This is a genomic window from Mesorhizobium sp. M0571, assembly GCF_040320985.1.
Taxonomy (GTDB): Bacteria; Pseudomonadota; Alphaproteobacteria; order Rhizobiales; family Rhizobiaceae; genus Mesorhizobium.
The window spans coordinates 152,443-165,842 of sequence record NZ_JAMYQT010000005.1; the positions used below are offsets into that span (position 1 = coordinate 152,443).

General features: G+C 65.4%; 10 protein-coding genes and 1 pseudogene. 9 read left to right on the plus strand and 2 right to left on the minus strand.

Translation table 11 applies throughout. The features are described 5' to 3' along the window. Window positions 1-28 precede the first annotated feature (28 nt). From NKI85_RS08735 to NKI85_RS08750, 4 genes and pseudogenes are all read left to right on the plus strand, one after another. The gene (locus NKI85_RS08735) at window positions 29-1,555 is read left to right on the plus strand and encodes a sugar ABC transporter ATP-binding protein (RefSeq protein ID WP_352776584.1); all 1,527 of its coding nucleotides are present in this window, start codon (window positions 29-31) and stop codon (window positions 1,553-1,555) included. 16 nt (window positions 1,556-1,571) lie between these two features. Next, window positions 1,572-2,549 (plus strand): ABC transporter permease, encoded by a 978-nt coding sequence (locus NKI85_RS08740; RefSeq protein ID WP_352776585.1) that lies wholly within the window; start codon window positions 1,572-1,574, stop codon window positions 2,547-2,549. Further along, on the plus strand, window positions 2,546-3,421 hold the full coding sequence (locus NKI85_RS08745) for a MurR/RpiR family transcriptional regulator (protein WP_023721163.1): 876 nt from the start codon (window positions 2,546-2,548) through the stop codon (window positions 3,419-3,421). The genes NKI85_RS08740 and NKI85_RS08745 overlap by 4 nt, the downstream gene beginning before the upstream one ends. A gap of 31 nt (window positions 3,422-3,452) precedes the next feature. Beyond that, a pseudogene (locus tag NKI85_RS08750) lies at window positions 3,453-4,347 on the plus strand (ribokinase). A 31-nt stretch (window positions 4,348-4,378) separates the two neighbouring features. Here the strand turns inward: NKI85_RS08750 and NKI85_RS08755 are convergent. Further along, window positions 4,379-5,404, minus strand: coding sequence for a LacI family DNA-binding transcriptional regulator (locus NKI85_RS08755; protein ID WP_352524336.1), 1,026 nt, complete (start codon window positions 5,402-5,404; stop codon window positions 4,379-4,381). A 196-nt stretch (window positions 5,405-5,600) separates the two neighbouring features. Here NKI85_RS08755 and NKI85_RS08760 point away from each other — a divergent pair, with 196 nt between their 5' ends. The 5 genes from NKI85_RS08760 (at window position 5,601) to NKI85_RS08780 (ending at window position 10,586) form a co-directional block, all read left to right on the plus strand. Continuing rightward, window positions 5,601-6,635, plus strand: coding sequence for a Gfo/Idh/MocA family protein (locus NKI85_RS08760; protein WP_352524338.1), 1,035 nt, complete (start codon window positions 5,601-5,603; stop codon window positions 6,633-6,635). Continuing rightward, window positions 6,632-7,540: a sugar phosphate isomerase/epimerase family protein gene (locus NKI85_RS08765; protein ID WP_352524340.1), complete on the plus strand. Its 909-nt coding sequence runs from the start codon at window positions 6,632-6,634 to the stop codon at window positions 7,538-7,540. The genes NKI85_RS08760 and NKI85_RS08765 overlap by 4 nt, the downstream gene beginning before the upstream one ends. A gap of 102 nt (window positions 7,541-7,642) precedes the next feature. Beyond that, on the plus strand, window positions 7,643-8,656 hold the full coding sequence (locus NKI85_RS08770) for a substrate-binding domain-containing protein (protein WP_352524342.1): 1,014 nt from the start codon (window positions 7,643-7,645) through the stop codon (window positions 8,654-8,656). 86 nt (window positions 8,657-8,742) lie between these two features. Beyond that, window positions 8,743-9,540, plus strand: coding sequence for an ATP-binding cassette domain-containing protein (locus tag NKI85_RS08775; RefSeq protein WP_352776586.1), 798 nt, complete (start codon window positions 8,743-8,745; stop codon window positions 9,538-9,540). Further along, on the plus strand, window positions 9,537-10,586 hold the full coding sequence (locus NKI85_RS08780) for an ABC transporter permease (protein ID WP_352776587.1): 1,050 nt from the start codon (window positions 9,537-9,539) through the stop codon (window positions 10,584-10,586). The genes NKI85_RS08775 and NKI85_RS08780 overlap by 4 nt, the downstream gene beginning before the upstream one ends. 14 nt (window positions 10,587-10,600) lie before the next feature. Here the strand turns inward: NKI85_RS08780 and NKI85_RS08785 are convergent, their stop codons facing one another. Beyond that, complete coding sequence (locus NKI85_RS08785; protein WP_352776588.1) at window positions 10,601-13,324, minus strand: ATP-dependent helicase; 2,724 nt, start codon at window positions 13,322-13,324, stop codon at window positions 10,601-10,603. Between the last annotated feature and the right edge of the window lie 76 nt (window positions 13,325-13,400).

Genomic DNA, 13,400 nt, shown 5'->3' on the forward strand with positions numbered 1-13,400 from the left:
CGGCATCCTTGCCTGGAGAACTGAAGCAATGTCAGCGCGGCTGCAATTCGAGGGCATTTCCAAGGTGTTTCCGGCCGTGCGGGCGCTGAGCGATGTGTCCTTTTCGGTCGGCGCCGGCGAAATCCATGGCCTGCTTGGCGAGAACGGTGCCGGCAAGTCGACGCTGCTGCGCATCCTGTCGGGCGTCTACCGGCCGACAGCGGGAAGCGTGCTGATCGACGGCAAGCCGGTGACGCTGAACAACCCGGTCGCGGCACGCGCCGCGGGCGTGGCCATGATCCATCAGGAATTGCAGCAGGTGCCGCGCCTAAGCGTCGCCCAGAACATGTTCCTCGGCCGTCCGCTGACGCGCGGCGGCGTCTTCGTCGACCGGCGCGAGCAGGAACGCCGCGCTGCGGAAGCTCTCGCCGCCATCGACCCGACCATCGATCCGGCAGCCCCGCTTGGCAGCCTGAAGGTCGCGCAGCGGCAAATCGTCGAGATCGCCCGGGCGCTGCTCGACCGCGCCAGGATCGTGGCGATGGACGAGCCGACATCCAGCCTGACGCCAAGCGAGTTCGAACGGCTGGCCGAGGTGATTGCCGGTCTGGCGCGCGACGGTGTCGCGGTCGTCTATGTCTCGCACAAGCTGGACGAGGTGTTCGGCATCTGCCAGCGCGCCACCATCATGCGCGACGGTGTCGTGGTCGAAACCGTTGATCTCGCGCAGGTGTCGGAAAAGGCCGTCGTTTCGATGATGGTCGGCCGCGAGCTTGCCCAGGCACAGCACCGCCCGCATGCTTCCGGCGAGATCAGGCTGCGCGTGCGTGATCTCGCCTCGGCGACCAAGGTCCATGACGTTTCGTTCGACCTGCATCGCGGCGAGGTGCTGGGCATTGCCGGCCTGGTCGGCTCGGGCCGCACCGAACTGCTGCGGCTGCTGGCCGGTGCCGACCGCGTCTCATCGGGCACAATAGAGATCGACGGCAAGGCGGTAAAACTTTTCAGCCCGCGCGACGCCATCGCGGCCGGCATCGGCCTGGTGCCGGAGGAACGCAAGCGCGAAGGCATCGTGCCGTTGCGGTCGATCTCCAGCAATATGGCGCTCGCCTCGATGGGCGTGTTCGCGCCGCGCGGCCTCATCGACCGCCGCCGGCTGAAGCGCGTGGCAGCCGAGAAGATGAAACGCGTCAATCTCAGACCGTTCCTGCTCGACCGGCCGATCCGCCTGTTCAGCGGCGGCAACCAGCAGAAGGCGATCATCGGCCGCTGGCTGGCGGCGGGAACGCCGATCCTTCTGTTCGACGAGCCGACGCGCGGCATCGATGTCGGCGCCAAGGCGGAGATCTACCACCTGATCGAGGAGCTCGCCGCCGAAGGCCATTCGGTCGTCGTCGTTTCGTCCGAGTTGCCCGAGGTGATCCGGCTCGCCGACCGCGTGCTGGTCATGCGCGACGGCACGGTCGCCGCCGAACTGGGCCGCGCAAGTCTCAGCGAACAGGCGATCGCCGCGCACGCCATACCCCAAACGGAGACTCAGGCCGGCAAGGCGCAACGCCGTCGGGCCGGTGCATAACGGACAGGACCAGCGGATGACCGATATAACCGAACACACAGTAACGCGCCCAGCGGCCGATTTCCTGCACCGGTTTTCCGTGCGCGACGCCGGTACGCTGATCGGCCTGGTGGTGATCCTCGCCGTCTTCGGGGCACTGGTCCCGGGTTTCTTTGCCGAGCGCAATCTGATCAACATCCTGCAGCAGTCGAGCATCAACGCCTGCCTGGCGTTGGGCATGACGCTGGTGATCATCTCGGGCGGCATCGATCTGTCCGTCGGACCGACGGCAGCCCTTTCGGCAGTCATCTCTGCCTCCATGCTGGTTGCCGGCGTGCCGTTTCCGCTGGCCATCGCCGCCGGCTTTGCCATCGGCCTGCTCTGCGGCCTACTCAACGGCGTGCTGGTCGCCCATGTCGGGCTGCAGCCCTTCATCGTCACGCTCGGCACGCTCAGCACCTACCGGGCGCTGGCGCTGATCTATACCGGCGGCAATCCGGTGCTCGGCCTGCCTGCCGGCTTTCGCGCCATCTTCAATGGCTCGCTGTTCGGATTGCCGTTGGCGGTCGTCATCGTGGCCGTGGTCGCGCTGGTTGCCTGGATCATCCTCAAGAAGACGCCGTTCGGCGAATATCTGCTCGCCGTCGGCGGCAATGAGGAGGCGGCCTACATAGCCGGCGTGCCGATCGCCCGCACCAAGATCGCCGCCTATATGATCTCGGGCCTGCTGGCAGCTCTTGCCGCGCAGATCCTGATCGGCCGACTGGGTGCCGCAGAGCCGATTCTCGGCAACCTCTGGGAGCTCGACGCGATCGCCGCGGCGGCCATCGGCGGCGCCTCGCTGATGGGCGGCAAGGGCAGCGTGGTCGGCACCATTGTGGGTGCCGTCATCCTCGGCGCCATGCGCAACGGCCTGACGCTGATGAATGTCCAGTCCTTCTATCAGCTGCTGGCAACTGGCCTTATAATCCTCGCCGCGATGCTTATCGATCGCGTGACGAGGGGACGTGGATGACCTTGACCGGCCTGGATCTGAAAGCTGTAGGACCGCGCATCCGTATGATGATGCCGCATCTGACGCCGCTCGAGGCGAAGGTGGTTGAAACCGTCTTCGGACGGCGCGGCTTCGACGAGACCATACCGCTCAAGCAGATCGCCGAGGAGGCCGGTGTCTCGGAGGCGATGGTCGTCAAGATCGCCAAGAAGCTGGGTTTTTCCGGCTATCGCGACTTTCGCACGGCGGTCTATGAATACAGCCGCCTGCCGACCGCCGAGATGCATCAGGAGCTGTCGGTGGACGACAGTTCGGCCGAGATCGTGCAGAAGGTGTTCCGCACCTCTATCCAGGCGCTGGAGGAGACGCTCGCCATCCTCGACATGGACGATTTCGACCGTGCCGCCGATCTGCTTTACCGCGCCAGGAATCGCGATTTCTACGGCGTCGGCGGCTCGGCGCAGATCGCACGCGACGTTTCGCACAAATTCCTGCGCATCGGCATCCGCACCTCCGTTTACGACGATTCGCACATGATGCTAATGTCGGCCTCGCTGCTCGGCGCCGACGACATTGCCGTCGGCTTCTCGCATTCCGGCAACACGAGCGCCGTCATCGACGCCATCCAACTTGCGCGCAAAAGCGGCGCGCGCACGCTGGCCATCACCAACTATGACAACTCGCCATTGGCAGCCGTCGCCGACATCGTGCTTTGCTCGACCGCCCAAGGCTCGCCGTTGATGGGTGAGAACGCAGCGGCGCGCATTGCCCAGCTCAACATTCTCGACGCGCTGTTCGTGGCGGTCGCGCAACGCGACTACCAGGCGGCGGAGCGCAATCTCGGCCGCACCATGTCTGCGGTGACGTCGAAACGGAAAGATAAGAACTCATGAAAGGCAAGCGGCTCATGAAGGTCTGGGGCACATGACGGCTCCTCCGCCGTTGGTGACCGTATTCGGCAGCCTGCATTACGACATCATGGTCGAAGCCCCCGATCGCCCACGCAAGGGCGAAACGGTCACCGGCCATGCCTGGCATCCGAAATGCGGCGGCAAGGGCGGCAACCAGGCGGTGTCGGCAGCGCGGGCCGGCGTGCGTGCGGCGATGATCGGAGCTGTCGGCGACGATGATTTCGGCCGCGCTTCTCGACAATCTCGACCGCAACGGCGTCGACCGGAGCCTCGTGCGGGTGGCTTCCGGTGCCGGCTCGGGCATGAGCGTGGCGATTTTCGACGACAGCGGCGACTATGGCGCGGTGATCGTCTCGGGCAGCAACCTTACTCTGGGCGAAAAGGACATCGCAGAGGCGGCCGAGCTGATCGCGCAAACGGCGGTGCTGCTGTTGCAGAACGAGGTGCCGGAAGCTGCCAATATTGCCGCGGCGCGGGCGGTGAAGGCGCATGGCGGCTGCGTCGTCCTCAACGCGGCACCCGCCCGAAACCTCTCCGCCGAGCTGATCGCGCTCACCGACATCGTCATCGTCAACGCCATCGAGGCGGAATTCCTGGCCGGCGTTCCTGTCGTAGACACGCTCGAGGGTGCTGCGAAGGCGGCCGGTATGCTCGTCGGTTCCTATCCGGCTGCCATCGTCACCGCCGGCGGGGAGGGGGTCGCCTATCGCGACCGCGACGGCCAGGCGTTCGCCTTGCCTGCGATGCCGGTGAAGGTGGTCAGCACGCATGGCGCCGGCGACGAATTCGTTGGCGCCTTCGCGGCGGGGCTTGCGCGTGGAGAGCCTGTCGAGGCGGCCCTTGCCGCCGCCACTGCCGCGGCTTCCTTGCTAGTTGCAACGCCGGAGCGCGAGCGCGGGCGGCTTTGAGCAAGGCCGGCCTGCTCAGTGACTGCCCTGATCAGTCGCTGTCGCGCGCGATCAGCTCCAGCGGCCAGACTTCGCGGATGATGCGGGCGCCTTCGGTGCCGGCGAAGGCCGGGATCGAAGCCAGCAGCATTTCGGCCAGCCGCTCGCCCATCGGCTCCAGCGCCGGGCGGAAGCCGGTCAGCGCCGGCGAAAAATAGCGACAGAGCGGCGTGTCGACGATGACGATCACCGCAACGTCGTGGCCGGGCCTGATGCCCGCCTCGGCCAGAGCCTTGCAGCCGCCAAGCGCCATCGCGTCGTTGTTGAAGATGATGGCGGTCGGCGGGTCCTTGGAGCGCATGACCTTGGGCGTCACCGCGTAGCCGCCGGCCTCGTTGATGAAGCCTTCCGCGATCAGCTCGGGGTCGAACTCAATGCCGTGCCGCCGCAACGCCTTGCGATATCCGGCGAGAAACAGATAGCCGAAGTTGAGATCGAGCGACGGGCGGATGGCCGCTATGCGGCGGTGACCGCGCGCGACGAGACGATCGACCGCGTCTGCTCCGGCTTTTTCGAAGTCCAGATCGAGCGAGGGGTAGGAATCGCCGCCGGAACGGCTGCGGCCGAGCGTCGCGAACGGGAAACCGGCCTGGGTCAAATAGTCAATGCGCTCGTCCTCGCGCCGCGTCCAGGCCAGCACCACGGCATCGGCCCGGCGGGTCTCGACGACACGGCGCAGGCGCTCCTGCTGATAGTCGCCCGGCGCGCCCATCACCACGATCAGGTCGAGCCCGCTTTCGGCGAGCTTGGCCTGCAGCCCGGTCAGGAATGGAATGAAGAACGGCTCGCCATATTCCTGGTCGCCCGGATGCGGCTGCAGCATGAAGGCGACCGAATGGGTGGCGCCGCGCCGCAGGCTGCGGCCGGACTGGTTCGGCGAATAATTCAGCTTCTTGGCCGCATCGAGCACGCGCTGGCGTGTGTCGGCATTGACGTCGGCGCGACCGTTGAGCGCGCGCGACACCGTGCCGATCGAAATGTTCAGGTGACGCGCAAGGTCGTGAATGCTGGACGCCAAAGGACAGTTCTCCCCCTTGCTTGGCTAGCACCGGCTGCTCTCCGGGCCAAGCCGACACCACGATTTTTCGCAGCCGGCCAATTGACATTCTACGCCACCGGGTGTGTTCTCGTAAACGTTTACGGAAAACGTTTCACGGCCCTGCCGTGAACGCCGTGAGGATCGGTCTGGAGGGGCCGAGAGGGAGGAGCACTGGATGATCAATGTCGTCCTGGTCGGCTGCGGAGCGATGAGCAAGGCCTGGCTCGATGCGGCCAGGCAGATCGACGGGCTCGCCATTGTCGGCCTGGTCGATCTCGACGCCGAAAGGGCGCGGGCGAGGGCGCGCGAATACGAGCTTTCCGGCGCCGTCATCGGAACCGACCTCGACGCCGTGCTCGACCAGACTAAGCCCGACGCGGTGTTCGACGTGGTGGTTCCGGCAGCCCGCCGCGAGGTCGCGTTTTCCGCCTTTGCCCATCATTGCCATCTCTTGACCGAAAAGCCACTCGCCGACAGCCCGGACAATGCGCGTGCCATTGTCGAGGCCGCCGGCAGCGCTGGGCGTATCCATGCCGTCGTTCAGAACCGCCGCTATGTCGCCAATGTCAGGCGCATCCGGCGCTTTCTCGATTCCGGCGCCATTGGTGCGCCAACCAGCATCCACGCCGATTTCTTCGTTGCGCCGCATTTCGGCGGTTTTCGCGAAGAGATGCGCCATGTGCTGCTGCTCGACATGGCGATCCACACATTCGACGCGGCCCGCTACATGGTGGCCGGCGAACCGGCCGGCGTCTATTGCCAGGAGTGGGAGCCGACCAATTCCTGGTATCGGCAAGGGTCGTCGGCAACTGCAAGCTTCGACCTCGGCGGCGGCAAGCTGTTCACCTATGCCGGCAGCTGGTGCGCGGCCGGCTTCCGCACCAGTTGGGACAGTACATGGCGGATCGTCGCCGAGCGCGGCAGCATTGTCTGGGACGGCGAGGACGGGCTGAAGGCGGAAGTCGTGCAGCCGGTCCGTGAAGGCCTGTTCGACCGCACCGAACCGATAGCCGTGCCGCCGCTCGACCCGGCCGATCGCGTCGGCGGCCATCTCGGCATTATCCAGGATTTCGTCCGCGCCGTCGAAACCGGCACCGAGCCGGAGACGCGCGGCGCCGACAACATCAAGAGCCTGGCCATGGTTTTCGCTGCGATCGAGAGCGCCGAAACCGGGCGCCGGGTCGCTATCACAGCACAGGAAGGATCATGATGCCAAACCCGCTGCTCGACATCAGGATCGGCACAATGGTGAGGGCCAATCTCGACGACCCGGCCGCCTATATCAGGCAGATTCTGCCGCTCGGCTTCGAGAGCATCCAGCCGTTCTTCTGGCAGACGCTGGGCGGCAAGGACATTCCACGGCTGGCAGGCGAGATCCGCGAGGCGATCGGCGATGCCGATGTCGTCATTTCGTCGATCGGCGTGTTCGGCAATCCGCTGGAGAGCGGCGAAGTCGATCGCGGCGTCCTCCAGGCCTGGGAAACGATCATCGACAACGCGCATCTGTTCGGCACCAGCATGGTCAGCGGCTTCACCGGCCGCATCCGCGGCAAGCCGCTGCCAGACAGCCTGCCACGTTTCCGCGGGGTCTGGGGGAAGTTGGCAAAACGTGCTGCTGACAAGGGCGTGCGCATTGCTTTCGAGAACTGCGCCATGGACGGCAACTGGGCGAGCGGCGACTGGAACATCGCCCATAATCCGGACGCCTGGGAGCTGATGTTCAACGAATTGCCGGACGACAATCTCGGCCTGGAGTGGGAGCCCTGTCATCAGCTGGTCTACCTGATCGACCCGATCCCGCAGATCCGCAAATGGGCGCCGCGCATCTTCCACGTCCATGGCAAGGACGCGACGGTGCGCTGGGACGTGATCCGCGAGCATGGCGTGTTCGGCCGCCTGCCATTCGTGCAGATGCGCACGCCAGGCTTTGGCGACAGCGACTGGACGCGGGTGATCAGCGAATTGCGGCTCGCCGGCTACAAGGGCGCCATCGACATCGAAGGCTGGCACGACCCGGTCTATCGCGGCGACCTCGAGATCACCGGACAAGTCCGAGCACTTGACTATCTCAAGCAATGCAGAGGAGGCACGACCTATCTGCCGAGCCCAGCTTGAGGATCGGCCGGCGGGAGGAGCCGGCTAGTGAGCATTGCGGCGCATTGCCGAAGCGATCGTCGAAACCCCTCGGCTAGCGAGGGAACAAAGGGAGGAACGTGCATGAGCATTACGATGAGAAGGACAGTTCTGCGCTCGACCGTCGCGGCGGCCGTCACGGCGTTCGCCGCCGCACTCTCGACCTTGCCGGCGCAGGCGCTCGACGCCCAATGGTGCAAGGACGTCCATATCCGCTTCTTCGTCGGCGGCGCCGAGGGCGATGCCTTCGGCACCATCGTCTACAATGGCGCCAAGCAGGCGGCAGCCGATCTCGGACCCAAGGTCGACTACATCTTTTCCCAGTGGGATGTCGAGAAGATGGTGCAGCAATTGCGCGAGGCTGTCGCGGTCAAGCCCGGCGGCATCGCCATGATGGGCCACCCGGGCGACGCTTCGATCATGCCGCTGGCCGAACAGGCGCACAAGGACGGCATCAAGATGATGTACCAGAATGTGCCGGTGCCGAAGGTCACGGCGGCGTTCGGCGGCGGCTATGTCGGCGCCCAGCAAGAGCAGCAGGGCCGCGCGCTTGGCGCCGAGGCGGTCAAGCTGGCCGGGCTCAAGGCCGGCGACAAGACGATCATGATCGGCCCGTTCGAGAACGAAAGCCGCGGCGCGCGCGAGCGCGGCACTGTCGCTGCCCTCAAGGAGGCGGGCGTCGAGGTCATACAGCTCTCCTCGCCGCCAAGCGGCGAATGGGCTTCCGACCCCAATCTGGCCATTCCGGTGATCACCGCGGCACTGCTCAACAATCCCGACGTCAAGGCGGTTGGCTATCCCGGTGGACAGATGCTCGGCAACGTCGCCACTTACATGCAGGCGGCGGGCAGGAAGCCGGGCGATATCTTCAACTTCGGCTTCGACACCAGCCCGCAGATCGTCGAGGGCTTCAAGGGCGGCTGGGTCCAGCTGACGGCCGACCAGCAGCCGTTCCTGCAAGGCTATCTGCCGATCCTCAGCCTCTGCCAGCAGGTGGTGCTCGGCCTTGCGCCGATGAATGTCGACACCGGCGCCGGCTTCGTCACGCCACAGAATTACGAGATCGTCGCCGAGCTCGCCAAGCAGGCGCTGCGCTGACCTCCCAAGCCGTCGGCCGGGATCGAGCCCGGCCGGCGGGACCGCCGGCGAAAAAGCCGGCACGCGACAATCAAGCGAGGATCGCCATGGCCGAACGCATCATCGAACTGCGCGACATCAGCAAGTCCTATGGCCAGGTCTATGCGCTGGGCGGGGTCAATCTCAGCGTCGATCGCGGCGAGGTGGTCGGCCTGATCGGCGACAATGGCGCCGGCAAGTCGACGCTGATCAAGATCCTGTCCGGCGTGGTCAAACCGACCAGCGGCGAGATTCTCGTCCGCGGCAAGCCGGTGACCGGATGGAGCCCTGCGCGCTCGCGCGACGCCGGCATCGAGACCGTGTTCCAGGACCGGGCGCTCGCCGTGCAGCAGACGATCGTGCGCAATATCTTCATGGGCCGCGAGCTCACCGGCTGGCTTGGCTGGCTGAAGGTCAACAACGAGATCGCGGAGGCGAGCCGGCTGATGCGCGAGATCGGCTTCACCTCGAAAGTGTTCACGCCACAGTCGATCGTCGGCCAGCTCTCGGGCGGCGAACGCCAGGGCGTGGCGATCGCGCGGGCCATCTATAAGAAGGCGGAGCTGATAGTCCTCGACGAACCGACGACCGCGCTATCGCTGACCGAGACCGCCAAGGTCTTTCACTTCGTGCGCCAGGTGCGGGCGAGCGGACGCTCGATCCTGTTCATCGGCCACAACATCCACCACGTCTTCGATATCGCCGATCGTTTCGTGGTGCTGGACCGCGGCAAGGTCGCGCTCACCGCCGACCGCGGCGAGGTCAAGTCGGCCGAGGATCTGATCAATTTCATGGAAGACGTCGCCCACCCCAGCGGATTGCCGGGATTGCACGACGCGGGCGATGCGGGGAGGGCGGCACGATGAGCAAGACCATGGAACCCGATCTGCAGAGCCCCCTCGGCGGCCCGCATGGCGAAACCGCCGGGAAAGAGTGGAGACACCCGTCCGACAATTGGCTGCGCGGGTTCATCCTCGACAACCGCGCCGCGCTCGGCACGCTTGCCGTGTTCATCGTCATGATGGCGGTGTTCATGATCGCCAACCCGACCGTCTTCACCACCTGGTATCTCTATAGTTCCGTGCTGACCACGCTGCCGGTGGCGCTGTTCGTGGTGGTGCCGCTGGTCTTTGTCGTCACCTGCGGCGAGATCGACCTGTCGTTTCCGGCGACGATGGGCTTCGCCTCATGGGTCTTCGCGCTGGTCGTGCAGGCCGGCTACGACCCGTTCCTCGGCATTGCCGCCGCAATGGTCACCGGCATGCTGCTCGGCTTCCTGGTCGGCTCGCTGGTCGTCTATGGCGGGCTGTCGTCGCTGATCGCCACGCTCGGCATGAATTTCCTGCTGCGCGGCCTGATCCAGATCATCAACGAGGGCAGGTCGACGGCGCTGACCGGCCTTGCCGACAGCTGGGCCTACAAGATCTTCTCCAGCCAGCTTTACGGCATTCCGGTGCAGATCTTCTGGGCCATCGCCTTCGTCGTGCTGTCGGCGCTGCTCTACAACCGCCATCGCTTCGGCGCGCAGGTCAAGGTGGTCGGCGACAATCCCGACAGCGCCCAGCAGATGGGCATCGATGTCAAGCGCGTGCGCGTAAAAGTGTTCGTCTTCGTCGGCATCGGCGCGGCGATCGCCGGCACCTTTTCGGTGATGATCAACTTCACCTGGTGGCCGACGGCCGGCGACGGCTACCTGCTGCCGGTGCTGGCATCGGTGTTCGTCGGCGGCACCCCGACCTGGGGCGGCATCGGCACCGTTGTCGGCGGCGCAATCGGCGCGGTCACCGTCTCCTTCATCCAGACCGGCGTCGTCGCGGCGGGGCTGAGCGGCTTCTACGTCCAGTTCTTCAACGGCCTGATCATCATCCTGTCGCTGCTCGGCCACAAATGGAACCAGGCGCGGTATCGCTAGCGACCGGCGAACGCTCAAACCCCGGTGACAAACCCGTCCAGCACGCGTTTCTGGCCGGCCTTGTCGAAGTCGATGGTCAGCTTGTTGCCTTCGATTGCCGAGATGTTGCCGTTGCCGAATTTCTGGTGGAAGACGCGGTCGCCAACGTTGAAGGGGGACGGCGTGTCGGCGACGGATTTGGCGACCAGTTCGCCGTCGATGGTGCGGCCCTTGACCGAGGTGCGGCCGGCGCCGTAGCCGGAGTCGGTTTCGCCATAGCCGATGCGCTCGACCTGGTGACCGGAGCGCGTGCCCCAATTGCGGTCGGTCGCCTCGGTGCGGTTCGCTTGAGCGCGCTGCCAGCCCGGCGTCGCATAGGTGTTGGAGAAAGCGCCGGATTTCTCGGCGCCGGAATTGCCGCCAATGTTGTCGAAGCGCGACGCCCCGTAGGGGTTCTGTCTTCCTGCCCCTTGGCCACCACGACCGGAGGCGAAAGAACCACCGCCATAGGCGTTGCCGTAACCGCCATAGGAGTTGCCGCTTTCGGCGACCTCGACATGGGCTTCCGGCAGTTCGTCGAGAAAGCGCGAGGGAATGGTCGACTGCCAGAGGCCATGGATGCGGCGGTTGGAGACGAACCACAAATGCAGGTTCTTCTTGGCGCGGGTCAGCCCGACATAGGCCAGCCGCCGTTCTTCCTCCAGCCCGGAGCGGCCACCCTCGTCGAGCGCGCGCTGGTGCGGGAACAGCCCTTCCTCCCAGCCGGGCAGGAACACGGTCTCGAATTCGAGGCCCTTGGCCGAATGCAGCGTCATGATGTTGACGGCGTCGAGCTCGGCGTTCTGCTCGGCGTCCATGACGAGTGCGACATGTTCGAGGAAGGAGCGCAGCGATTCGTACTCCTCCATGGAGCGGATCAACTCCTTGAGGTTTTCCAGCCGGCCCGGCGCTTCGACCGAGCGGTCGTTCTTCCACATGTCGGTGTAGCCGCTCTCCTCCAAAATGGTCTCGGCGAGCTCGGTGTGCGGGGTGGTTTCCAGAGCCTTCTGCCAGCGTTCAAAATTGGCGGCGACCTCGCGAAGTGCGGCGCGCGGCTTCGGCTTCAGCTCGTCGCTCTCGGCGAGTTTTGCCGCCGCCTCCAGCATCGGGGTGCGCAGCGCGCGTGCGGTATCATGGATCTGGCGGATGGTGGCCTCGCCAAGCCCGCGCTTCGGCACGTTGACGATGCGCTCGAAGGCGAGGTCGTCGGCGCCTTGCGCGACGACGCGGAAGAAGGCCAAGGCGTCGCGGATCTCGAGCCGCTCATAGAAGCGCGGGCCGCCGATGACGCGGTAGTTGAGGCCGAGCGTGACAAAGCGGTCCTCGAACTCGCGCATCTGGAAGGACGCGCGGACGAGAATCGCCATATCGTTCAAATTGTGCTTCTGGCGCTGGTAGGCCTCGATGGTCTCGCCCACGGCGCGGGCCTCCTCCTCGGAATCCCAGGCGGCATGGACATGCACCTTCTCGTCGTCCTCGGCGATCTTTTCGGTAAACAGCGTCTTGCCGAAGCGGCCCTCATTGTGGGCGATGAGATGCGAGGCGGTGCCGAGAATGTGCGCGGTCGAGCGGTAGTTGCGCTCCAGCCGGATGATGGTGGCGCCGGGAAAATCCTTGTCGAAGCGCAGGATGTTGTCGACCTCGGCGCCGCGCCAGCCATAGATCGACTGATCGTCGTCTCCGACGCAGCAAATATTTACGGTGGACAGGCGCGGGCTTCCCTCCCCCTTGAGGGGAGGGTGGCCGGGCAAAGCCCGGCCGGGTGGGGTCCGAGCGGCAGTGCTCGACCTGCTGGCGGCAGTGCTCGACGCGCTGGCGGTGCCTACTGCGGCAACCCCCTCCGCCCGCTTCGCGGGCACCTCCCCCTCAAGGGGGGAGGATTGCGGCCGCTGCGCCAAGAGCCGCAGCCACATGTATTGGGCGGTGTTGGTGTCCTGGTATTCGTCGACGAGGATGTAGCGGAAGCGCTTGTGGTATTCCTTCAGCACATCCGGATTGGCGCGGAAGATGCGGATCGGGTGGCAGAGCAGGTCGCCGAAGTCGCAGGCGTTCAGCGTCTGCAGCCGCTCCTGATAGGCCTTGTAGAGCTCGCGGCCCTTGCCGTTGGCGAATGCACGGGCGTCGCCCTCGGGGATGTCGGCGGGGCCGAGGCCCTTGTTCTTCCAGCCGTCGATCATCTGGGCGAACTGCTTGGCCGGCCAGCGCTTGTCGTCCAGCCCTTCGGCCTGGATGAGCTGCTTGATCAGGCGCACGACGTCGTCAGTGTCGAGAATGGTGAAGTCGGATTTGAGCCCGGCCAGCTCGGCATGTCGGCGGAGCAGCTTGACGCCGATCGAGTGGAAGGTGCCGAGCCACGGCATGCCCTCGACATTGCCTTCGCCGATCAACAGGCCGATGCGCTGCTTCATCTCGCGCGCCGCCTTGTTGGTGAAGGTGACGGCGAGGATCTGCGAGGGGAAGGCCTTGCCGGTGGCAAGGATGTGGGCGATGCGGGTGGTCAAGACGCGCGTCTTGCCGGTGCCGGCGCCGGCCAGCACAAGGACCGGGCCTTCGGTGGTTTCCACCGCCAGCCGCTGCTCGGGGTTGAGGCCGTTGAGATAATCGGGCGCGTTGTTTTGATTGCTGCGGGCAGCCATGGCGCGCGCGGCAATGCCCGACGGGGCCACGGGCCGCGCGTTCGGTTCGTCAAAAAAGGGCATGTCTTCCGAAAAGCCGGACATCTCCCCCCGAATGTAGTGATTCGGCAGGGAAAGGCCAGAAGTGTCTCCGTTTTGTTCCGGCAAAGCACCTGAACGG

What these genes read in the sequence shown, in the direction of transcription:
- NKI85_RS08775 (WP_352776586.1), top strand. Translation starts at nt 8,743, where the DNA reads ATGGCCGAACGCATCATCGAACTGCGCGACATCAGCAAGTCCTATGGC.
- NKI85_RS08760 (WP_352524338.1), top strand. Translation starts at nt 5,601, where the DNA reads ATGATCAATGTCGTCCTGGTCGGCTGCGGAGCGATGAGCAAGGCCTGG.
- NKI85_RS08740 (WP_352776585.1), top strand. Translation starts at nt 1,572, where the DNA reads ATGACCGATATAACCGAACACACAGTAACGCGCCCAGCGGCCGATTTC.
- NKI85_RS08785 (WP_352776588.1), bottom strand. Translation starts at nt 13,324, where the DNA reads ATGTCCGGCTTTTCGGAAGACATGCCCTTTTTTGACGAACCGAACGCG.
- NKI85_RS08765 (WP_352524340.1), top strand. Translation starts at nt 6,632, where the DNA reads ATGATGCCAAACCCGCTGCTCGACATCAGGATCGGCACAATGGTGAGG.
- NKI85_RS08735 (WP_352776584.1), top strand. Translation starts at nt 29, where the DNA reads ATGTCAGCGCGGCTGCAATTCGAGGGCATTTCCAAGGTGTTTCCGGCC.
- NKI85_RS08770 (WP_352524342.1), top strand. Translation starts at nt 7,643, where the DNA reads ATGAGCATTACGATGAGAAGGACAGTTCTGCGCTCGACCGTCGCGGCG.
- NKI85_RS08780 (WP_352776587.1), top strand. Translation starts at nt 9,537, where the DNA reads ATGAGCAAGACCATGGAACCCGATCTGCAGAGCCCCCTCGGCGGCCCG.
- NKI85_RS08745 (WP_023721163.1), top strand. Translation starts at nt 2,546, where the DNA reads ATGACCTTGACCGGCCTGGATCTGAAAGCTGTAGGACCGCGCATCCGT.